Source organism: Flavobacterium ichthyis, assembly GCF_009915155.1.
Taxonomy (GTDB): Bacteria; Bacteroidota; Bacteroidia; order Flavobacteriales; family Flavobacteriaceae; genus Flavobacterium; species Flavobacterium ichthyis.
Genome location: NZ_JAABLM010000010.1, coordinates 25414 through 47469 on the forward strand (window position 1 = coordinate 25414; position 22056 = coordinate 47469).

Annotated in this window: 23 protein-coding genes; 12 read left to right on the forward strand and 11 right to left on the reverse strand. The window is 35.6% G+C overall.

All coding sequences use genetic code 11. The features are described from left to right. Positions 1-4 precede the first annotated feature (4 nt). Positions 5-550: an RNA polymerase sigma factor gene (locus tag GV828_RS09295; RefSeq protein ID WP_166537215.1), complete on the forward strand. Its 546-nt coding sequence runs from the start codon at positions 5-7 to the stop codon at positions 548-550. Further along, on the forward strand, positions 547-2070 hold the full coding sequence (locus tag GV828_RS09300; protein WP_166537216.1) for a porin family protein: 1524 nt from the start codon (positions 547-549) through the stop codon (positions 2068-2070). Before GV828_RS09295 ends, GV828_RS09300 begins: the two co-directional genes overlap by 4 nt. A 64-nt stretch (positions 2071-2134) precedes the next feature. Here the strand turns inward: GV828_RS09300 and GV828_RS09305 are convergent, their stop codons facing one another. Then, complete coding sequence (locus tag GV828_RS09305) at positions 2135-2896, reverse strand: lysophospholipid acyltransferase family protein (RefSeq protein ID WP_166537217.1); 762 nt, start codon at positions 2894-2896, stop codon at positions 2135-2137. Positions 2897-3148: 252 nt separating this feature from the next. Here GV828_RS09305 and trpS point away from each other — a divergent pair, with 252 nt between their 5' ends. Further along, positions 3149-4123: a tryptophan--tRNA ligase gene (trpS, locus tag GV828_RS09310; RefSeq protein ID WP_166537218.1), complete on the forward strand. Its 975-nt coding sequence runs from the start codon at positions 3149-3151 to the stop codon at positions 4121-4123. A 585-nt stretch (positions 4124-4708) separates the two neighbouring features. On the opposite strand, the gene GV828_RS09315 is transcribed toward trpS, so the two are convergent. From GV828_RS09315 to dprA, 7 genes are all read right to left on the reverse strand, one after another. After that, a complete protein-coding gene (locus tag GV828_RS09315) occupies positions 4709-5338 on the reverse strand; it encodes a hypothetical protein (RefSeq protein WP_166537219.1) in 630 nt (209 codons plus the stop codon). 430 nt (positions 5339-5768) lie between these two features. After that, on the reverse strand, positions 5769-6272 hold the full coding sequence (locus GV828_RS09320) for a hypothetical protein (RefSeq protein ID WP_166537220.1): 504 nt from the start codon (positions 6270-6272) through the stop codon (positions 5769-5771). A gap of 97 nt (positions 6273-6369) precedes the next feature. Continuing rightward, entirely contained in the window at positions 6370-6681 is a 312-nt protein-coding gene (locus tag GV828_RS09325) for a hypothetical protein (protein WP_166537221.1), read from the reverse strand. Between the two features lie 118 nt (positions 6682-6799). Continuing rightward, positions 6800-7093 (reverse strand): hypothetical protein, encoded by a 294-nt coding sequence (locus tag GV828_RS09330; RefSeq protein WP_166537222.1) that lies wholly within the window; start codon positions 7091-7093, stop codon positions 6800-6802. A 436-nt stretch (positions 7094-7529) separates the two neighbouring features. Continuing rightward, the gene (locus GV828_RS09335) at positions 7530-8129 is read right to left on the reverse strand and encodes an REP-associated tyrosine transposase (RefSeq protein ID WP_166537223.1); all 600 of its coding nucleotides are present in this window, start codon (positions 8127-8129) and stop codon (positions 7530-7532) included. A 209-nt stretch (positions 8130-8338) separates the two neighbouring features. Then, positions 8339-9043, reverse strand: coding sequence for a hypothetical protein (locus GV828_RS09340; protein WP_166537224.1), 705 nt, complete (start codon positions 9041-9043; stop codon positions 8339-8341). Positions 9044-9329: 286 nt separating this feature from the next. Next, positions 9330-10433, reverse strand: coding sequence for a DNA-processing protein DprA (gene dprA / locus GV828_RS09345; protein ID WP_166537225.1), 1104 nt, complete (start codon positions 10431-10433; stop codon positions 9330-9332). Positions 10434-10535: 102 nt separating this feature from the next. On the opposite strand from dprA, the gene GV828_RS09350 reads away from it, so the two are divergent. After that, positions 10536-11477 (forward strand): HU domain-containing protein, encoded by a 942-nt coding sequence (locus GV828_RS09350; protein ID WP_166537226.1) that lies wholly within the window; start codon positions 10536-10538, stop codon positions 11475-11477. Positions 11478-11779: 302 nt separating this feature from the next. Here the strand turns inward: GV828_RS09350 and GV828_RS09355 are convergent, their stop codons facing one another. Further along, complete coding sequence (locus tag GV828_RS09355) at positions 11780-12925, reverse strand: cystathionine gamma-synthase (protein WP_166537227.1); 1146 nt, start codon at positions 12923-12925, stop codon at positions 11780-11782. Positions 12926-13021: 96 nt separating this feature from the next. Here GV828_RS09355 and GV828_RS09360 point away from each other — a divergent pair, with 96 nt between their 5' ends. From GV828_RS09360 to GV828_RS09395, 8 genes are all read left to right on the forward strand, one after another. Next, positions 13022-13798 carry a DUF3298 and DUF4163 domain-containing protein gene (locus GV828_RS09360; protein ID WP_166537228.1) on the forward strand — a complete coding sequence of 259 codons (777 nt, stop codon included), beginning with the start codon at positions 13022-13024 and terminating at the stop codon, positions 13796-13798. Between the two features lie 33 nt (positions 13799-13831). Next, a complete protein-coding gene (locus tag GV828_RS09365) occupies positions 13832-14182 on the forward strand; it encodes an arsenate reductase family protein (RefSeq protein WP_166537229.1) in 351 nt (116 codons plus the stop codon). Positions 14183-14256: 74 nt separating this feature from the next. Beyond that, positions 14257-15114 carry a YicC/YloC family endoribonuclease gene (locus GV828_RS09370; protein ID WP_166537230.1) on the forward strand — a complete coding sequence of 286 codons (858 nt, stop codon included), beginning with the start codon at positions 14257-14259 and terminating at the stop codon, positions 15112-15114. A gap of 74 nt (positions 15115-15188) precedes the next feature. Further along, positions 15189-15764: a guanylate kinase gene (gene gmk, locus GV828_RS09375; RefSeq protein WP_166537231.1), complete on the forward strand. Its 576-nt coding sequence runs from the start codon at positions 15189-15191 to the stop codon at positions 15762-15764. A gap of 108 nt (positions 15765-15872) precedes the next feature. Further along, positions 15873-16454: a nicotinate (nicotinamide) nucleotide adenylyltransferase gene (gene nadD / locus GV828_RS09380; protein WP_166537232.1), complete on the forward strand. Its 582-nt coding sequence runs from the start codon at positions 15873-15875 to the stop codon at positions 16452-16454. 64 nt (positions 16455-16518) lie between these two features. Continuing rightward, positions 16519-17685 carry an iron-containing alcohol dehydrogenase gene (locus GV828_RS09385; protein WP_166537233.1) on the forward strand — a complete coding sequence of 389 codons (1167 nt, stop codon included), beginning with the start codon at positions 16519-16521 and terminating at the stop codon, positions 17683-17685. A gap of 498 nt (positions 17686-18183) precedes the next feature. Then, positions 18184-19179 (forward strand): NAD(P)H-dependent glycerol-3-phosphate dehydrogenase, encoded by a 996-nt coding sequence (locus GV828_RS09390; protein ID WP_166537234.1) that lies wholly within the window; start codon positions 18184-18186, stop codon positions 19177-19179. Positions 19180-19200: 21 nt separating this feature from the next. After that, positions 19201-20193: a TerC/Alx family metal homeostasis membrane protein gene (locus GV828_RS09395; RefSeq protein WP_166537235.1), complete on the forward strand. Its 993-nt coding sequence runs from the start codon at positions 19201-19203 to the stop codon at positions 20191-20193. Positions 20194-20297: 104 nt separating this feature from the next. Here GV828_RS09395 and GV828_RS09400 read toward each other — a convergent pair whose 3' ends face one another. Continuing rightward, positions 20298-20705 (reverse strand): hypothetical protein, encoded by a 408-nt coding sequence (locus GV828_RS09400; protein ID WP_166537236.1) that lies wholly within the window; start codon positions 20703-20705, stop codon positions 20298-20300. A 318-nt stretch (positions 20706-21023) separates the two neighbouring features. Then, entirely contained in the window at positions 21024-22043 is a 1020-nt protein-coding gene (gene pheS, locus GV828_RS09405) for a phenylalanine--tRNA ligase subunit alpha (protein WP_166537237.1), read from the reverse strand. Positions 22044-22056 lie beyond the last annotated feature (13 nt).

Below are 22056 nucleotides of genomic sequence, written 5' to 3' on the forward strand. Positions count from 1 at the left end.
TATTTTGAAGATTGAGCAGCTCATACAACTCTGCAAAGACAGAAATGTTAAAGCCCAGGAACAATTGTACCGGCTGCTTGCTCCGAAATTATTTTCGGTTTGCCTGAAATATTCCAGGAATTATGCCGAAGCCGAAGACAATTTGCAAGACGGTTTTTTAATTATTTTTAATAAAATTGAACAATTCAACGCAAAAGGGTCATTTGAAGGTTGGGCAAAAAGAATAATGATAAACAATGTGCTGCAACAGTATAGGAAAACAACGGTTTTTGAAATTGTTTCAGAAAATATTCCGGATGAAGCCGAAATTGAAATTGATGACGAAAATGTTTCTTTTGAATTTTTATTAAAAATTATTCAAGAATTGCCGGATCGCTATCGATTGGTTTTTAATTTGTACGTTTTAGACGGATATTCGCACAAAGAAATTGCAGAAATGCTTAACATAACCACCGGAACCACCAAGTCTAATTTGGCTCGCGCCAAAGTAATTTTACAAGAAAAAATTGAAGCTCACGGCAAGCAGAACAATTTTACAGCGGCAAAATGAAAGAGAAAAAAAATATAGAAAGGCTTTTTCAGGAAAAGTTTAAAGACTTCGAAGTACAACCTTCGCCTGAGCTTTGGACAGCTATCGAAGCCAAGTTGCAAGGCAAAAAGAAAAAACGCAGAGTGATACCGTTTTGGTACCGCATTGCGGGTGTTGCAGCCATTTTTGTATTGGGGTTAACGGTTGGGAATTTTTTCCTGAACAATCCTTCCGGTAAAACGATAGAAGTGGTTGGTGGCGAAAAACCTGAAAACATTTTACCCAAACAAAAAAAATCGGGAGAAAAAATTGTTCCAAAAATAAATAACAAAGCCATTGTTGCAACAGAAGAATATTTGGAACAAAACAATCAACCTTCCGGCGATATTTCTTCTGAAAAAAACAAGGATAGAAATAATACTACAATCAAAGTTTTTAGAAATGATCAAAATTCAGGCATTGTAAAATCTTCCGAAACTAAAAATCAGAAAACGCAACCGAATAACAGATTGGTAAAAAACAACAATAATTCCAGCATTGCCAATGCTTCGGAAAAAAATAAAAGCCAAAATAATTTTGTTTCAAATAATACCGAGAACAACATTGCTGTTATTGAAAAAAATCAAAATAATTCGGCAGAAAAAAATAGTGAAAACATCCAAAAAGACAATCAGTACGTAAATACTCAAAAAACTGTTGAGAACCAAAAATTGCCGAAAAAGTTGGGCGAAGAAAACGATTTTCAAAACCCAAAAACCCAGGAGGAATCTGTTGTCAATGTCCCTAATGCGTTGGAAGAATTGCTAATTGAAAAAGAAAAACAACAAGTTGCAGCAACAGAAGAAAAAATAAACAGGTGGCAAATTACCTCTACGGTTGCTCCTGTTTATTTCAACTCCGCTTCTAACGGTTCGCCAATTAATGCCGAATTTGCCGATAACCCTAAAAATTTTGAAAATAATTTGACTTATGGCGTTGGGATGGCATATAATCTTAATAAACGTTGGGCTGTTCGGGCTGGAGTGAACAAGTTAACTTTGGGCTATAAAACGGGTGACATCGTTTATTATCCAGGTTTAGCGGCACGAAGTGAAAACATAAATGCAAACGCTTCTCACATTATAGTTGAAGATAATAGAGCCGCAAATGTACTTTCGTTTGAAGCTTCATCGGTAAAAACCCCCGGACAAATTAACCAAACGATGGGATTTATTGAAGTACCAATGGAAGTTTCGTATAAAGTTTTAGACAAAAAATTTGGCATCAACCTCATTGGCGGGATGAGTACTTTGTTCTTAAACGAAAATAATCTTTCCGTAATTTCACCCGGAATGTCCACCAGTTTAGGACAAGCTACCAACCTTAACGATGTATCATTTAGTTCAAATATTGGTTTAGGTTTTAATTACAGTTTTTGGAAAAATTTTCAAATCAATCTCGAGCCGCGATTTAAGTATCAGTTCAATACTTTTAACGCTAACGATGGCGGATTTAAGCCTTATTTCATTGGCATTTACACTGGTTTAAGTTACCAGTTTTAAATAAAATTTTTGTTATAGTTTTTAGTTAGAGGCCGTGTAAACATGGCAGAAAAAAGCGCTTTGGTTAGGCGCTTTTTTTGTTTTCAAAACCTTGCAACCCCTCTAAAATCACGGCACGAACTTGTCGTTTTAATTCCTGAATATCTGCTTTTCGCGTAGCCGAAAAACCTTCGGTTGAAACAAATGAATGTACTTTAGCCCTCATTTTTCCAGGACTTCCGCTTAGAAAAGTATAAGAAAAACGTTTTTTATTATCCGGAAAACTCATCGGCACAATCGGAATTTGATGTTCAATAGCCAATCGAAAAGCACCGTCTTTAAATTCGTCAAGCAACATATTTTCGTCATCAGGAACGCCACCTTCCGGAAAAATACAAATGCTCAAACCCTGCGAAAGCCTTTTTTGCGCACGCGTAAAAACTTCCATCCGGCTCTTCGAGCTGTTTCGATCCACCAAAATACACGTTCGTTTGTAGAAAAATCCAAAAAGCGGAATTTTTACCAGCTCCATTTTTCCTACAAAAACAAACGGATTTTTCACCAGCGAAAGCATCAGCATAATATCGGTCATCGAAGTATGATTGGCCACCAACATATAACTTTTACCTGGTTCTAATTGTTCTTCAAAGTCAGCTCTTACGCGGAATCCCATGAAAAATAAAATAAATTTTCCCCAAAAACGCGCCATCACAAAAAAGCCCGGATACCATTTTTCTCTCGAAATCGAAATCAGCAAAAAAGGCAACATTGCCAAAATTGGTAACGCCATCAGGATGTAAAACCAAATTCGCCACAAAATCCAGAAAACAATTTTAAAAATCCGCATTTATTTAATTTTTTAGAAACCCATCATTAGGCTTCTTTTAATCGTAATTCCCGCTTTCGCCTTTATCCACGCCAAATTTCACTTTGCCTTCAGGCGTGGGATATCGGCTCTATCGGGGTTAGAAGAAAAACTTTTCGCCTTTTTTAATCTTCCCAAAAATAACAATTTGCATCAGCTATTCCGAAAAAAAATGCAAAACCTCAAAATCAACCCACAAAACTGTATTTTTGCATCAGCATAAAAAATATAAGTATGTCCAAAATTTTAACCGGAATTCAAAGCACCGGAACGCCACATTTGGGAAACCTTCTCGGAGCCATCATTCCTGCTATTGAATTATCTAACAAACCCGAAAATCAAACCTATCTTTTCATTGCCGATTTGCACTCGATTACGCAAATAAAAAACGGCGAAACCCTGCGACAAAATACGTACAGTGTTGCCGCAACTTGGCTTGCTTTTGGCTTAGATATTAATCGTGTTACTTTTTATAGACAAAGCGATGTCCCGCAAACTGCGGAATTATCGTGGTATTTGAGTTGTTTTTTTCCGTACCAACGTTTGACGCTTGCCCATTCGTTTAAAGACAAATCCGACAGATTAGAAGACGTAAATGCCGGACTTTTCACGTACCCGATGTTGATGGCGGCCGATATTTTATTGTATGATGCCGAATTTGTGCCGGTTGGAAAAGACCAATTACAACACATAGAAATTACCCGCGATGTCGCTTCCCGCTTTAACTATCAAATGGGCGAAACTTTTGTATTACCCGAATCTTTTTTGCAAGAAGAAACCAAATATGTTCCCGGAACTAACGGAGGCAAAATGAGCAAATCTGCCAACAACATTATCAATATTTTCCTAGATGACAAGGCTTTGCGTAAGCAAGTAATGTCCATAGAAACCGATAGTACACCTTTAGAAGACCCAAAAGATCCGGAAACTTGTAAAATTTTTGCCATTTATAAATTATTGGCAACCGATGCTCAAATTGCAGAAATGTTGGAAAAATACAAAAATAAAAACCGTGATTTTGGTTGGGGTCACGCCAAACAAGCGCTGTTTGAATTAATCGTAGAAAAATTTAAAGTAGAACGAGAAAAATATAATTTTTACATCAACAACCTTGAAGAAGTAGATAAATTATTGCTTCAAGGCGCTGAAAAAGCCCGAGCCAAAGCCAATGAAGTTTTGGGACGTGTGAGACAAAAATTAGGTTATTAAAATTAGAATCCTGCTTGTAAACCGAGCAGGATTTTTTTTAAACTGCCTTTGCTCTGCGATGGTCTCTGGACCTCGCAGGCTTCCATTTTTATAATAAATCCTTCTTCCAAAATCTATTTTTATCAAATTTAAATTGTAACAGTTTAATTGCTGCGAGGTCGGGAGACCATCGCAGAGCTCCGTGTTAACTAGAAGAATCACACTTCGATGAGCGGGCGGCCGAATCACATGTTTGAGTTACATGCTCATCAATGTGTTTAATATCTCTCTATGAAATCTACCAATTCATAAAAAAATACCCTAAGAAGATTTAACTCTTTAGGGTATGATATAGTTTGCAAGTTTTTAATTTTAATTGGAAATCTGTTTACGGTTTTCGTAGTTATACTTGTCAACCGCTAGAAATATTAATATCCCAAGAAAGGGGAGTAGCCATATTACAGTACAAGAAACTAACTTATATACAGGCGGGCGATTTTTTCGTATAACAAAAATTGTGAATCCGACATGGATTAAGAAGAAAACGAAAGATATCAGAGCGATTTGTCCTTCAGATAAAGTAAAATTCATAGTGTTTAAATTTATTTAGTTACAAGTTGAACCAGAGCAAGCATAAGCTTGAGTACCTACACAAAAATGCTCGTCAAAAATACAGGAGGTGCTAACGCCGCCTCTCAATCTACAATCAGGATGTGCGGATAAATAATCTTGAGCTAATTTATCCAAATCAGCTTTAACAGTTTCTTTAGATAATCCGAATGAAACTGTAACCATATTGCAATCAGCACTAACTTCGTAAATAGGAGTCGGATATACAACTAGGTCAGGATTTGTAATTTCATCTCTTATGATTATCAAATTACTAACTTCCATATGCAGTCTTGGATTTAAACTTTTCATAACTGTTGGAGTTAGTGTCGTCTCAACGCCATTTATAATTATTTTAGAAGCATCATTACCCTTCTTTGTAATGTAAGTTGTTGAGTTAGTAAATTTAGTAAAAATTTCATCATTTTCAATATAGATTTCCAAGTTATTGTATTCAGATAGATCTATACCATTAATCTCAGAATAATCCCGTTTAATTAAATATTCGTACTTCGTAGCAGAACGATTAGAAACTTCAATTTTTCGTAAACCCAACGAAAGACCTAATTCGCCAAATTCTTCTTTTTCATTGTGAACTTGAATAACACTTTCCAAATCATGAATCATGACGCGTCTGTTGGCGCTTTTGGAGTCTTTCAATACAACACTTTGTGAGTCATTGATACTAGAACCATCTTCGCTACAACTTAAAAAACATTAGTGATGTGCAGAGAATTGCTGATAACCTTGAAATAATTTTCATAAAAATACTATAACGTCTTACTCTTAACGATTTTCAGACTTTAACTCGGTCTTATAATTAAGACATATTTAAATTAGTTAATAGGTCAAAACTATTATTTTTTTTAATAACTAAAACGATATAGTGTTAAAAAAATATTAATTGTTAACAGAGGTACTTTTTGTTTATTTCTACCGTTTTTTGTTACAAACAAGACGGCTCGCTCTCCCGCTCTCCGAGATCTTCCTTTAATAGCACTTTGCTCTGGCGGTTATTTACCAGCTATATTAATGAATGCTCAGAACTACAATTTTTTCATCTTAAATTTTTAATTTCATCTTCATTTAGTTCTTCAGACACTTCATTAATAATAAGGCCGTCATCATTTAAAAAATAAATAATTTTGTAATCTGGTCCGGAACCGCCTCTGTGTTTATAAGCAACGAGTTCATTTATTCCGTCATTATTTGTATCAAAAATTGAATCTTTAATGTAAAGCGACCCCTCGATACCGTCTTTATCTCGTTCATAAAATTTAACAAAGCCTTTATTTGTTTTTAAAAACCAGTTGTAGCCCGACCGCATCATGCTTTGCTCGTAAACGATTAAATATTTGTGATTATTTCTAAAGATATCCCCATAATTATCTATAATAAATCTTGTACAAAAAATAGTGTCTTTTCCTATTTCTGCAATTGTGTCTGCACCTATTTCGGTCAATTTTTCAGAAATATAGTTTTTTATGAGACTATCATTTTTGAATTGCACGACTTGCATTTTATTAATTATTTCATCAATATTGATGTTTTCATCATACATTATTGATTTGTTTTTTTCTTGATTTTTTTTTCATTGTAGAAACAACTTGAAAACATAAAAAAAAGAATCAAAAAATAGCAAGCTAGAGTTATTTTATTCATCCGTTTTCTTTTGAATAATTTCCTGCCTTGAACATGTTCATTTCATTATTAAACGCTCCAAAATTTATATCATCAACGTAAACCTCTCTCGTCACTAAGTATACTAAATTTGATTTTTCATCCTGATAATAATTGTTGTTTTCATGTCCAACATTCAATCTGTAATAAACACTATCAGTATTAAAATCTATTGTGGCCGTTTTTAAATTTGTATTCTTTTGCTTGCTATCAAAATTCTTTTTTTGATTACACGATATTTGTGTAAGAAATAGGAAAATAATTATAATATTTAAAATTTTCGTAATCATAGATTATTGTTAGTAAATTCTAAAATGTTCAATCCTTTATTTTCATCTATCATGTCTTTAAGCTTGTAATTTACTTTTTTACTTTTAATGTAAACACTGTCTGTAGAATTTAATACCCCTAAATTTGAATATAACTTTCTTTCAGGTTTAGCGAAATATCTATAAAAAAGCAATCCGGTTGCAAATCTGTATTTCTAACCTTTATCCTCAAGCTTTTATTATTTGTTTGAATATAATTTGCCTCTAAGTAAACCATTTCAATAGGTGGCATCGTCGTCAAAAATTCTTCTTTTATTAAAGGATAAAGTTTTATAATCGGATGAATTTTACCGTTTTTGAAAATGGAAATTTCTGTATTGTTTTTATTTTTCATTATTAAAGTATCTATTTTTGAATCGCCTATTACGTCCATAAGAATAAATTTCTCGGGTTTCTGCATTTTATTATTATTGTCACAACTGAAGATACCGATTATTATACAGAATATAAATGAATTAATCTTTGCATTCATCATAATTAAGGATTTGCTTAAGTAAATTGAAAAAAAGACGTCTATCTTTCATCCCATAAATTGGGTCATAATTTTTAGTAATTAATGCTTTAGGATAGTTTATAGATCCCCGCTCTCCGAGATCTTTAACAGCACTTTGCTCTGCGATGGTCTCCCGACCTCGCAGGCTTTTGAAACAATCACTAATACGAATCATATCTTTGTAAATTATTCAAATTCAGCACGTCAACAATTGGGAAATCGGCTTTTTCAATAAATACCCGCTCTCCGAGATCTTCCTTTAACAGCACTTTGCTCTGCGATGGTCTCCCGACCTCGCAGGCTTTTGGAACAATCACTAATACGAATCATATCTTTGTAAATTATTCAAATTCAGCACGTCAACAATAGGAAAATCTGCTTTTTCAATAAATACCAAGCCAGCATCATTCACATAGTTGGAAGCACTTGAATAAAGGTAATGTGAAGCTTTTTCAACTATTCCGGCACGTACAGGATTTAAATGAATATAATGTAGTTTCGACCACATAAACTGGCTTGTAAAAATTTCTTCCGGGTGATTACCATATTGCCAAAATTGGTAGTTTTTATTTCGGCTATGATTTTGAGTGGCTAATTTAAATCGCTCTAACATCCATTCTCTTCTACTTTCGGTTTCCGTTTGAATTTTACTCAATATTGTCTTGGCTATATATTTTTTGAAATCACGAATTAAATCTGATAATTTTCCGTCTTTTGATTGAACAACCATATGAATATGATTGCTCATAATTACGTAGCCATAAAGAACCATACCTTTGTTTTTGATACAATAATCAAAACAATTAATTACTTCGTCACGATAAACTTTTCTGGAAAATACATCAATCCAGTCTACTACTGTGGCAGTAATAAAATGCGGTAATGTTTGGTTTCTTATAACATATCCTTCTTCCAAAATCTATTTTTTTCAAATTTAATTATAATTGGAACAGTTTGTTTGCTGCGAGGTCGGGAGACCATCGCAGAGCTCCGTGTTAACTAGAGGAAAACACATCGAGGAGCGGCGTGTCCTACCTCTATCATTACTCTCATAAATGTTTCCTTTATCTTCAAATCACTTTGGATTTTTAGTTTAATCAAATATAACGCAAACAAAATAAAATATTAATTATTGCAACTGCAGTCCCCAGTAAAATTATCAAATGCTTGATGAAAAATTATTATATTCTCGGCATGCCCGTTGTTTAAATTTTTACTTATTGTGTCTATGCAATAGCCTTTATTTAATTGTAAAGTTGTGTTCAATTTTTCTTTTGAGATAAGTTCCCAAGTATTATCACTATTAATTCTAAAATTAAGACATTCAAAATCTTGGTACTCATCTCTTTTAAGTTTTATTCTTACAATATCCTTAACACTTGAATAAACGACTTTTTTTGAAATATCGTCAAAATGTTTATTTATTGTAGCTCCCTGTTCCAGTATGGGGTATTCGATATTTTCAGTATTTATCATATTAATTTCCCATAGCTTAATAATGTAATCGTTCCGTTTTAATGAAACAGTATATTTCAAATATAGCGGCGTCAAACTATTTTCTTTATGTAATTTTAAAGCTTCAATTTCTTTTTGAGAATTATAAGCTCCTAAATTTACACGCCCTGCGTAAAGATCTCTAACTGTATACAATGTAGATTTGGAATCCTCACCATTTAAATTTATTTTATATGTGATAGTATCCTGATTATGTTCAACTACTGATTGAGAAATTACAGTATCTGTAATAACATTTTTTTTACCACAAGAAGATAGAAATAACAACCCAATAATATTGGACAAGATAACATTATTTATTCTTACAGTTTTCATAATCCATTGCTAATTTAAAATAACTCGTGTAAAGTATCCGTTTGTCTAATTCCCGCTCTCCGAGATCTTCCTTTATAGCGCTTTGCTCTGCGATGGTCTCCCGACCTCGCAGCTGTTACTTCCAGTTCAACTCCGTGTCAATTTGGAAGTTATACTTTGATGATTAGGAGTATATCCTTTTTCCAAAATCTATTTTTTTACCAAATTTAACAATAATTGTAACAGTTTTATTGCTGCGAGGTCGGAAGACCATCGCAGAGTTTTTTCAAGAAGCAAAATTTTTCCATCATACTGCCTCAAACATTTTCCCTGGCAACGGCCGAATCACACCTTTGAGTTCCATATTTAACAAAATAGAAGAAATTCTGTAAACCGGGAAACCACATTCTATGGCGATGATGTCTAACAGTTCTTTGCCGTTTTTTTGGAGGAAATCGTAAATTAGTTTTTCGTCGTCATCGAGTTCTACGAAAAGTTGTTTTTGCACCGGTTTTGCGGTTTCTTGTTTTAAATCCCAATTCATCAAATAAATCACATCCGCGGCAGAAGTCATCAAATTTGCCTTTTGCGTTTTAATCAAAGTATTGCAACCTTGGCTGTATTTATCAGTAGCTCGTCCGGGAAGTGCAAAAACATCGCGGTTGTAATCGTTGGCAATATTTGCCGTAATGAGCGAACCACCTTTTTCCGCAGATTCAATCACAAGCGTCGCTTCTGCCATTCCAGCGACAATGCGGTTTCTGCGAATAAAATTTTCCCTGTCCGGATTTGAAGTGCTCCAAAAATCGGTGAGAAAACCACCGTTTTGCTCCATTTTTGCCACATATTTTTTATGAACTTTTGGGTAAATTTGGTTCAAACCATGAGCCAAAACACCAACGGTTTGCAACCCAAAATCCATTGCCGCTTGATGTGCCACAATATCCACGCCATAAGCAAAACCGCTTACAATCAACGGATTTAACGGCGCCAAATCTTCAATAATTTTTCGGCAAGATTCTGTTCCGTACGAAGTAATTTGGCGGGTTCCCACAATGCTAATCACTTTTCGGTCGTTAAAATTCATGTTTCCCGAACCAAACATTAAAATAGGACCATCAATGCAATGTTTTAATTTCTCCGGATATTTTTCGTCTAAAAAATAATAAGTATCAAGATTATTTTCGCGGATAAATTTCAGTTCGGCTTCGGCTTTTTCAAAAACGGTTTTGTTCTGCAGGTTTTTCACCAAAACCGTTCCTACATTATCAATCGACAAGATTTTCTGAGGTTTACTCTCGAAGATTTCCTTTGGGTTTGGAAAGTGATTGAGGAGTTTTTTGGCAACAACATCTCCTACCAATTCTACTTTTTGTAAGGCTAATATATAAAAAAGTGTTTCGTCGTTCATGGCAAATAATTGAAACTCAAAGAAAAGAAAAATCACTGAAATTGTTAATAAAATTTGTTGATAAAATTTTAAAAAACCACCCGAAACTGTAATTTTGTTTTTATGAAAATTGAGCACCACATATCGCAATTATTGTATCGCTACCAATGTGTAACCGTTCCCGGATTTGGGGCTTTTCTTACAGAAATGCAACCTGCACGACTGTTAGAAAGCAATTCGGCATTTTATCCGCCCAGAAAAATTATTTCTTTTAACGGAAATCTAAAAAACAACGACGGTCTTTTGGCAACGCATATTTCGCAAAACGAAAAAATTTCTTACGAAAATGCGGTGCAAGACATCAACAATGCGGTGGAATCTTGGAAAAATGAACTCCAGAATAACCAACCTTTAACCTTAAATAACATCGGTCAATTTTCATTAAACACCGAAGGAAATCTGCGTTTCGAACCCTCAGAAACCATTAATTATTTCACCGGATCTTTCGGGTTAAATAGTTTTGTTTCGCCGGCAATCACAAGAGAAATTTTTGCTGAAACCGAAACTGCTGCACAAGAAATTCCGGTATTGCAATTAGAACCCGAAAAAACTTCTCGACCTTACTTTAAATACGCTGCGATTTTCGTGTTAGGCTTAGGAACGGCAGGTTTTTTTGCCAATAATTTTTACAATAATTACCAAGACAATATTGCGGCCGAAAATTTGATGGTGCAAAAAGAAGTGCAGAAAAAAGTGCAGGATAAAATTCAGGAAGCCACGTTTTTTATCGAGACGCCACTTCCCGCTGTGACACTTTCGGTAAAAGAGCAAAAACTCAATTACCACATCGTTGCCGGCGCTTTTCGAAATGAAAATAACGCGCAGAAAATTTTTGAAAAATTGAGTGCCAAAGGTTTCAAAGCCCGCCGAATCGACAAAAACCGTCACGGATTACACCCTGTTTTGTACGGCAGTTTCACCACGCTTGCGGAAGCCCAAACGGAAATGAAAAAAATTCAAAAAACCGAAAACGCCGAAGCCTGGCTACTCATTCAAGAATTATAAAATACATTCCCGATTGTTTGCATCGGGATTTTTTTGGGCCTTCCTCGATTTATAACTTCACAATAAGCAAGAAAAATCCTGCAAAAAGGTGTCAATCCCGAAGCTTCGGGACGCTGTATCTTTTATTATCGCTTGTGATTGGAACCACAAGCAATTGATAAAAAGGATGCCGCTTCAACCGTTAACGCAACCCCAGTTCAGGTGAAAAATTTCGGTTATAGAAACATTTCTGACTTTGGCATAAAAAAAATCACCCCAAAAAATTATATTCTTGAGGTGATTGTATTTTGAATTAAAAAAATTTAAGCCAAAGCCTGCTTTAAATCTTCCAATAAATCGTCGATATCTTCAATTCCAACACTCAAACGAACCAAGTCGTCAGAAATTCCGATTTCTTGTCTCTTATCCTCCGGAATTGAAGCGTGAGTCATCAAAGCCGGATGATTGGCCAAAGATTCAACACCTCCCAAAGATTCTGCCAACGTGAAAATTTTTAATTTTTCTAAAAAAGAAATTGCATCTTCTTTTTTCCCAGATTTAAAAGTAAACGAAACCATTCCCCCGAAACCATTTTGCATTTGTTTTTTGGCAATTTCATGAAACGGATGATTTTTCAATCCCGGATAAAAAACAGTTTCAATAGCTGGATGTTCGCTTAAGAAAGCCGCTACTTTTTCACCGTTTTCGCAATGTCTTTGCACACGCAAATGCAACGTTTTGATTCCTCTCAAAACCAAAAAAGAATCCATTGGTCCTAAAGTCGCGCCAGTGGCAAACTGCTGAAAATGCAATTGTTCTGCCAAATCTTTGTCTTTAATAATCAAAGCTCCGGCAATCACATCAGAATGCCCGCCTAAATATTTTGTTGCAGAATGCATCACCACATCAGCTCCTAAATCAAGCGGTTTTTGTAAATATGGCGTTGCAAAAGTATTGTCAACTGCAAAAAGTAATTTTTTTTCTTTGGTAATTTTGGCAATGGCTTCAATATCAGCTAATTTCATCAAAGGATTCGTTGGCGTTTCTACCCAAACCAACTTTGTATTTTCATTAATCAACGAACGAAATTTCTCTAAATCGTTCATGTCCACGAAGTGAAATTTAATTCCAGAATCTTTGTAAATTTTAGTAAACATTCGGTACGTTCCGCCGTATAAATCGTCCATTGCAATCACTTCATCACCTGCTTTTAACGAACGCAACAAACAATCTGTTGCTGCCAAACCAGACGAAAAAGCCAAGCCTTTTGCCCCGTTTTCAATACTTGCCAAAGCGTCTTCAAGAGCCGTTCTGGTTGGGTTTGCTGCACGACTGTATTCATAATCTCCCAAAGGTTTCCCTGGACTGGATTGCACATAAGTTGAGGTTTGATAAACTGGCGGCATCACAGCTCCAGTTGAAGGATCGTGGTGCTGGTTTCCGTGTATGGTTTTAGTGTTAAATTTCATATAAATGATTATTTAAATTTCAATATTTTGGGCAAATTTACTGTTTAATTTTTGGACAAAACCCCTAACTTTATAAATAATTAACACACCACAGCCATGAAAAATCTTTGTTTGATTTCCCTAATCGCCTTATCGTTTGTAGGTTGCAAAAAAGATCCGAAAGAAAATCCGGAAACTGCAGGAACACTTTCTTTTAAAACAGAAAATTTTGAAAAGAAAACCACATTGCCGTGTGATCAAGACGTTTGTGCGACCGTAAAAATTTCGGTTCCAACGGCTGAAAATGTTCCAGTTGCGGCCGATAGCATCAATAATAAAATTTTCAATACCGTGAGAAGCATTGTTTATTTTGGTGAAAAACCCACCAACAGCAAGACTTACCAAGAAATCATGGACAAGTTTATTGCTTCGTACGAAAATTTGAAACAAAAATATCCAGACGAAAGAGCGGGTTGGGAAGCCAAAATTGATGCGAAAATTACCTACGAAACTGAAAATGTAATCAATGTTTCCGTTGAAAATTATATGTTTACCGGTGGAGCTCACGGTTATCAAGGCATTCGCTCGCTTTTGTTTGATGCCAAAACCGGGAAAGAGTTGAAATTAAAAGATTACATCAAAGACGAAGCTTCTTTGTTGGCCATGGCCGAAAAATTATTCAGAGAAAAATATAAAATTGGTGCTAACGACCCCATCAACAAAACAGGATTAATGTTTGAAGGCGAGAAATTTGCGTTGCCGCAAAATATTTTTTTCACCAAAGACGGTTTGCTTTTGTACTACAATACTTACGAAGTTGCCGCTTATGTAGAAGGTGCCAAAGAAGTTTTAATTCCGTACAATCAGTTGGAAGGAAACCTTCTATTGAAATAAAGTTTTGTTTCTTTGCTTAAATTCTAACAAATAATGAACAAAATTTATTACCTCGCCTCTTGCGATACCTGCCGGAAAATAATCAAAAACCTGCCAGAAAATGATTTGCAATATCATGACATTCGTCAAAATCCTTTAACCGAAAAAGAAGTGGATGAGTTGAAAGATTTAGGAGGAAGTTACGAAGCACTTTTCAGCCGAAAGGCACAATTGTATAAATCCTTAAATCTTAAAGACCAAAAACTTACCGAAGCAGATTTTAAAAAATATTTGCTCAAACATTACACTTTTTTGAGTCGGCCGGTTTTTGTCATTGAGGGTAAAATTTACATTGGCAACAGCCAAAAAAATATTTTAGAAGTACACAAAGCATTACAAGGCTAACAATCTCGGGTGTAAATACCGCTTGGCAAGCACAATTTCATTATCTTTGTAGCTATTTATTTTTTTTCGAAAATATGATACAGTCAATGACCGGTTTTGGAAAAGCAACGCTTCAATTGCCAACCAAAAAAATAACCGTTGAAATAAAATCCTTGAACAGCAAAGGTTTGGACCTAAATGTTCGTACGCCATCAGTTTACCGCGAAATGGAACTTGGACTTCGCAACAAAATTGCTTCGGCTTTAGAACGTGGCAAGATTGATTTTTCGCTTTATATTGAAATTACTGGAGAAGAAACTTCGTCAAAAATTAATGTTCCCATTGTTAAATCCTACATTAGCCAATTGCAAGAAGTGGTTAACGGCGATGCTACCGAACTGCTTAAAATGGCGGTGAGAATGCCCGATGCTTTAAAAACTGAACGCGAAGAAATTGACGAAAACGAGTGGAAAACCATTGAAGGCGTTGTGGAAAAAGCTTTGGAAAACATTATCAATTTCCGCACCACCGAAGGTGTGGCGCTCGAAAGAGAATTTTTGCTTCGCATTGCTAATATATTAAAGTTAATGAACGAAACTGTAGCTTTAGACGGCGAACGCATTGCCACGGTAAAAACCCGATTAAAAACCGCCATTGAAGAGTTAAGCGTAAATGTTGACGAAAATAGATTTGAGCAAGAATTGATTTTTTACCTCGAAAAATACGATATTACCGAAGAAAAAGTTCGGCTTGAAAACCACCTAAATTATTTCATAGAAACCCTTGCGGGAAAAGAAGCCAATGGTAGAAAACTGGGATTTATCACACAAGAAATTGGTCGCGAAATTAACACTATGGGTTCGAAATCTAATCATGCTCAAATGCAGAAATTGGTGGTTCAAATGAAAGACGAACTCGAAAAAATAAAAGAGCAAGTGCTCAACGTGCTGTAAAAAAAACCATAAAAACCGATAATTAGAACCCACTTAGCCTAAAGCTATATGGCTTAAGCTTAAAGCAAAACACAATGAATAACGGAAAATTACTGGTATTTTCAGCTCCATCAGGTTCCGGAAAAACCACAATTGTTAGATACCTTCTTGATCAAAAAGAACTACACCTTGATTTTTCAATCTCGGCGACTTCGCGCGAAAAAAGGGGAGAAGAAGTACATGGTCGTGACTATTATTTTTTATCAAACGAAGAATTTCAGCAGAAAATTAAGGAAAATGCCTTTGTAGAATATGAAGAAGTGTACAAAGATAATTTCTACGGCACGTTAAAAAGTGAACTTGAACGCATTTGGGCAACGGGAAAACACGTGATTTTCGACATCGATGTTATAGGAGGATTAAAAATAAAGGAACAATTTCCGAAACAAACCTTGGCTATTTTCGTAAGTCCACCTTCGGTTGAAGAATTGGAAAGAAGGTTGCGTTACCGTCAAACCGAAAGCGATGAAAAAATTGCAATGCGATTGGCAAAAGCCGAAAAAGAAATCGCCAAAGCGCAAAATTTTGATGTGATTTTGAAAAACTACGACCTTGAAATCGCTAAAACGGATGCATATAAACTGGTGCATGATTATTTGAAAATGATTTGAGAAGTAGCAAAGTAGCATAGTGACAGAGTTGCAAAGTTTTTTTTGGCTCGAATTTTTGCTCTGAAACTTTGAGACTCTGCAACTTGAAACTCTTCAACTCTGAAAAAAATGAAAATAGGCTTATATTTCGGAACGTTTAACCCCATTCATGTTGGGCATTTGATTATCGCCAACCACATGGCAGAATTTTCGGATTTAGACCAAATTTGGATGGTAGTAACGCCACATAATCCGCATAAAAAGAAAAGCACATTGCTGGATGATCATCATCGGTTGCAAATGGTTTTTTTAGCAACAGAAGATTATCATAAAATCAAACCTTCGGATATCGAATTTAAGTTGCCTCAACCCAATTATACTGTGAATACTTTGGTACATTTGGAGGAAAAATTCCCCGAATATGAATTTTCCTTAATTATGGGCGAAGACAACCTTAATTCACTTCATAAGTGGAAAAATTACCAAGTAATATTAGCGCGACACAACATTTTCGTCTATCCACGTATCAATACCGAAACCATTGATAAAGAACTGATTAATCATCCAAGAATAAAAAAGGTAAAAGCGCCAATCGTAGAAATTTCTTCTACAGATATTCGCGAAAATATTAAAGCCGACAAAAACGTAAAGCCGTTACTTTCTTCGAAAGTTTGGGAATATATCGACCATAATTTGTTTTACAAAAAATAGACCTTAACAAAGCTTTACCAGATTTAAGCGAGTGGTTTTGTAAATTTGTTCAAAATTTATAAATATGCTTAACTTCGAATTATATAACCCGACAAATCTTGTATTCGGGAAAAACCAAATCGCAAAACTTTCAGAATTAATTCCTCTAAATGCCAAGATTCTCATCACTTATGGCGGGGGAAGCATCTTTAAGAATGATGTTTATAATCAGGTAATTACAGCTTTAAAGGATTATAACCTAACCGAATTTGGAGGAATTGAACCCAATCCGCGTTACGAAACCTTAATGAAAGCAGTGGAAATTATTCGCGAACAAAACATTGATTTCATTCTTGCTGTTGGTGGAGGTTCTGTTATTGACGGTACTAAATTCATTTCTGCAGCCGTAAAATTCTCCGGAAACCCAATGGATATTCTTCACAAACGACTTCTAATAAAAAATATGGATGAAGTGGTGCCTTTCGGAACTGTCCTCACTTTGCCTGCAACTGCAAGTGAAATGAATTCTGGCGCTGTTATTACCATTAATGAAACGCAGGAAAAATTGTCGTTTGGAGGTTCGGCATTGTTCCCAAAATTTTCAATTTGCGATCCGAAGGTGGTGGCTTCTTTACCAAAACGTCAGATTCAAAATGGAATTGTTGACGCTTTTACGCACGTGTTTGAACAATACCTTACGTATCCTCACGATGCCATGTTGCAAGACCGAATTTCGGAAGGAATTTTACAAACACTTATAGAAATTGGTCCAGATGTTGTGGAAAATCCTACGGATTATAAATTGGCATCAAATTATATGTGGAGTTGCACAATGGCGCTAAATGGGCTTATCCAAAAAGGCGTCCCAACCGATTGGGCAACACACATGATTGGCCACGAACTTACCGCACTTTTTGAAATTGACCATGCAAGAACTTTGGCCATCATCGGACCTAATTTATACCGCGTAATGTTTGAATCAAAAAAAGAAAAACTAGCACAATATGGCGAGAGAGTTTGGAATATTCAAAACAAAACTATAGAGGAAACTGCAAAAGAAGCCATAGAAAAAACCGTAACTTTTTTCCACAAAATGGGGATGCAAACCAGGCTTTCAGAATATACACAAAACTACTCATCAACGGCTGAATTTGTAGTAAATCGCTTTGAGAAACGAGGTTGGAAAGCCATGGGTGAACGCCAAAATATTACGCTTGAAAAAGTAAAAGAAATCGTGGAAATGAGTTATTAAAAGCTTTCCCAGTACTTAGAGACTATGCATTTTTTATACGTTTGTCGGCACGCAAAGTGGCGAGCGTTTAAAGAAAGCTCTTATGCCCCGATAGCAGCGAAAACCCGATTTTTCTTCGGGTTGAAGCGAATAGCGGGATTTACAATTAAAATACAAAACCAAGTGTTGCTCCAAAAAAAAAACACGAAAAAATCAAAAGGCACTCCCGAAAAAAATTTTCAGAGAGTGCCTTTATCAAAACACCAAAAACAAATTTTAACTCTTGCAATAACCATTCAAAAAATTGCAAGCTTTAACGTATGCGTTGTAACCAACTCAATATTGAAAACGCAAAAACTGGTATTGCATTGTGTTGAAAATCATAATATTAAGTTAAAAGTGAATTGGAGCAATATTTTAAGAAGTGGTTTCTGATAAAATTTGACTAAAGACTTGTTTTTTGTTGCGATGTTCGTGGGAATTTGAGTATTTTTGAGCGAACAAACCCAAACTTAAGAAATGGATCATCCCGTTAAATTTGCTGTAATTGGTGGCGGAAGCTGGGCAACCGCAATTGCAAAAATGCTATGCGTAAATCTTGCTGAAATTGCTTGGTACATGCGAAATGAAGTGGCAATTAATCATATTAAGGAATATAAACATAATCCAAATTACCTGAGTTCGGTAGAATTTGATACTTCAAAAATAAGGTTAACCAGCAATCTTGATGATGCAATTGCTTATGCGGATTATGTGATTTTTGCGATTCCGTCGGCGTTTCTGAGCAAAGAGTTAGAAAAACTAACAGTTAATTTAAGCGATAAAATTATTTTTTCGGCCATCAAAGGAATTGTTCCTGAAACGAGTTTGATTGTTGGCGAACATTTTCACGAAATTTATAATATTCCGTACGATAATATTGGGGTAATTACGGGGCCTTGTCATGCAGAAGAAGTAGCAATGGAGCGACTTTCTTATCTTACAATTGCATGTGGAGATGCGGAAAAAGCCGAAATCATGGCTGAAAATTTAAGCGGAAATTATATTAAAACTAAAATTTCTGATGATATTGTAGGAACAGAATATGCGGCAATGCTCAAAAATATTTATGCAATTGCTGCGGGAATGGCTCATGGATTGGGGTACGGCGATAATTTTCAGGCATTGTTGATGAGCAACGCGATTCGCGAAATGAAAAAGTTTATTCGCAAAGTGCACAAAATGAAGCGTAACATCAACGATTCGGCATATTTAGGAGATTTATTAGTAACCGGTTATTCAATTTTTTCACGAAATAGAATGTTTGGAAATATGATTGGTAAAGGTTATACTGTAAAATCTGCCATGATGGAAATGAGTATGGTAGCCGAGGGTTATTATGCTACCAAAAGCGCGTATAAATTAAATGAAAACTTAGGAGCAAAAACACCCATTATCAATGCAGTTTACGGAATCTTATACGAAGGTAAAGAACCCAAAAATGTATTTAAAAAACTGACCGATAAACTTGATTAATCTCCACTTAAACTAATGTATATGCAAACAGGTCAACACGATCACCTTATTAATCATCCCGGAATTTTAACTGGTTTTGGTATTGCAATTTTCGTAATGCTTTTATTAGACTTGGGTGTTTTTAACAAAAAAAGCCACGTGGTTTCTAATCGCGAAGCGTTGATTTGGTCCATCGTTTGGATTTCCATGGCAATGGGTTTTAGCGCTATTATTTATTACTTGATGGGAGTTGACCGTTTTACACAATTTCAATCGGCATATTGGATTGAAAAAGCGCTTTCGGTTGATAATTTGTTCGTGTTTATCTTGGTTTTCGGATATTTTAATGTGCCAAAACATTTACATCACAAGGTGTTGTTTTGGGGAATTATTGGGGCTTTGGTTTTTAGGGCAATCTTTATTTTCACGGGCGTCAAACTCATCAACCTCACTTATTTGCCAGAAATGGAGATTTTTGGTCAAATGGTGAAAATCAATGTGATTCTTTCAATTTTTGGGATATTTTTAGTAATTGCCGGAATCAAATCTTGGTTTGCCAGCGATGACGATGATGGCGACAAAGATTTTTCTAAAAGTCCGGGAGCCAGAATTGTACATAAATTTTTTAAAGTGAGTGACAACTATGATGGCGATAAATTTTTTACCGTAAAAAATGGTGTAAGAATGGCAACGCCTTTGTTAGTAGTGGTTGCAGTTATTGAATTCACCGATTTAATTTTTGCGGTAGATTCCATTCCGGCTATTTTTGCGATTGCTCCAGATGACCCATTTATCCTTTACACCTCTAATATTTTTGCGATTTTAGGTTTAAGAGCTTTGTATTTTTTATTGGCAAACTTTATGCACATGTTTAGTCGATTGAAATATGGCTTAGCAATTATCTTAGCTTTTATTGGGGTAAAAATGTTGATCAATCCGTTTTTTCACGTGCCATCGCCAGTTTCTTTAATGGTTGTGGGAGGCGTTTTGATTTTATCGGTTGTGGCGTCTTTGGTATTTCCGGTCAAGGAATAATAATTTAAACCCATACTTTTCTTCATAGGTGAAAAATGGAAATATCTGCTTAAAGAATTGAAGGGAAAAATAAAGAATAAAAAACGCAAGCAGCCGCTATATATTTACCTCACAATAACTCCAGGAACAAACAAAATTGGCACTTCTTCCGTAGCGCGTTCGTTGATGGTGTTGGTACGGAAAATAAATTTTTTGTCGTATAAAGTGTTTCCAATGAAATAAGTAATCATAAATTCGTTGTTGAGTGCCAAAACGCTTTTTTCGACCATCTCAACTTTTACTACGGAAACCGAAGGAATTTGCACAAATGCATGACGAAGCAACGACGTTTTTTTCATTTCACCATCAATTGTTCCAAAAGCTTTTGAAACCACCATCACGCTATCGAGGTCAAAATCTGAGTCGTTGATGAGGTAAACGTTCCAAACTTTTTCCATGAAATCGTCGTTCCATTCCTGAACTGCAGCAAGGAATACATTTTCTACTTTTGGGATGATGATGTCTTTTTTCATTTTTTTAGTTTCAAGTTTAACGTTCAAAGTTTAAGGTTGATGCCAAAGAAATTAAAGTTATGGTTTGACGGTCTCGTTTTTAAGGATAATTTTTTAGCCCCGATTGCAGCAAAGTAATCTTTTTCTCTCCCTGAAAACAAAGCTTTTTTTAGAGAAAAGCTAGTGTAGAAAGCGGGAAAATGTTCCTATGCTTCGGGAGCTGAAAATGCCTGTCCCGATGCGTTGGGATCGCTCCGAAAAAATCTTTTGGTAATCAGTTTTCAGTACGAAGTTTTCCCAAAACTTTGATTATTGCCTTCTGCTTAAAGCTTATCGCCTTTAAATGCTGGTTTTAAATTGCTCTAAAAAGCGGATATCATTTTCGTAAAACATGCGGATGTCGCCAATTTGGTATAACAACATGGCAATTCTTTCGATTCCCATTCCGAAGGCGAAACCTGTAAATTCTTCAGGGTTGATGCCGCAATTTTTAAGCACGTTTGGATCTACCATTCCGCAACCGCCAATTTCGAGCCAGCCGGTTCCTTTGGTAATTCGATAATCGGTTTCAGTTTTTAGACCCCAATAAATGTCGATTTCGGCACTTGGTTCGGTAAATGGAAAGTAGGACGGACGAAGGCGGATTTTAGATTTTCCGAACATTTCCTTAGTGAAATAGAGCAAAGTTTGCTTCAAATCGGCAAATGAAACGTCTTTATCGATGTACAAGCCTTCGACTTGGTGAAAAATGCAATGCGAACGCGAGGAAACGGCTTCGTTACGAAAAACGCGACCTGGCGAAATGGTTCGGATTGGCGGCTTGTTATTTTCCATGTAGCGAACCTGAACTGATGAGGTATGTGTTCTTAACAACACATCTGGATTAGTTTGAATGAAAAAAGTGTCTTGCATATCTCTTGCCGGATGGTATTCCGGAAGGTTTAACGCGGTGAAATTGTGCCAATCGTCTTCAATTTCGGGACCTTCGGAAACGTTGAAACCAATTTGCGAAAAAATATCAATCATTTGATTTTTTACGATAGAAATTGGGTGGCGCGAACCAATAGCGAATGGTTCTCCCGGACGGGAAAGATCGCCATAAATTCCGGCGGATTCTTGCTGGTTTTCAAAGGTTTCTTGAAGGGTTTTTATCTTTTCTTCGGCGGCAGATTTTAATGCATTGATGACTTGACCGAACTCTTTTTTTTGCTCGTTTGGAACATTTTTAAATTCGGTAAAAAAATCTTTCAAAAGGCCTTTGCTTCCGAGAAATTTAATTCGAAAAGCTTCAAGTTCTTCTTTTGAAGTGGTTTGGAAAGCTTCTGCTTCGGCAATATAATTTTTTATTTTGTCAATCATTGGTACATTTTGT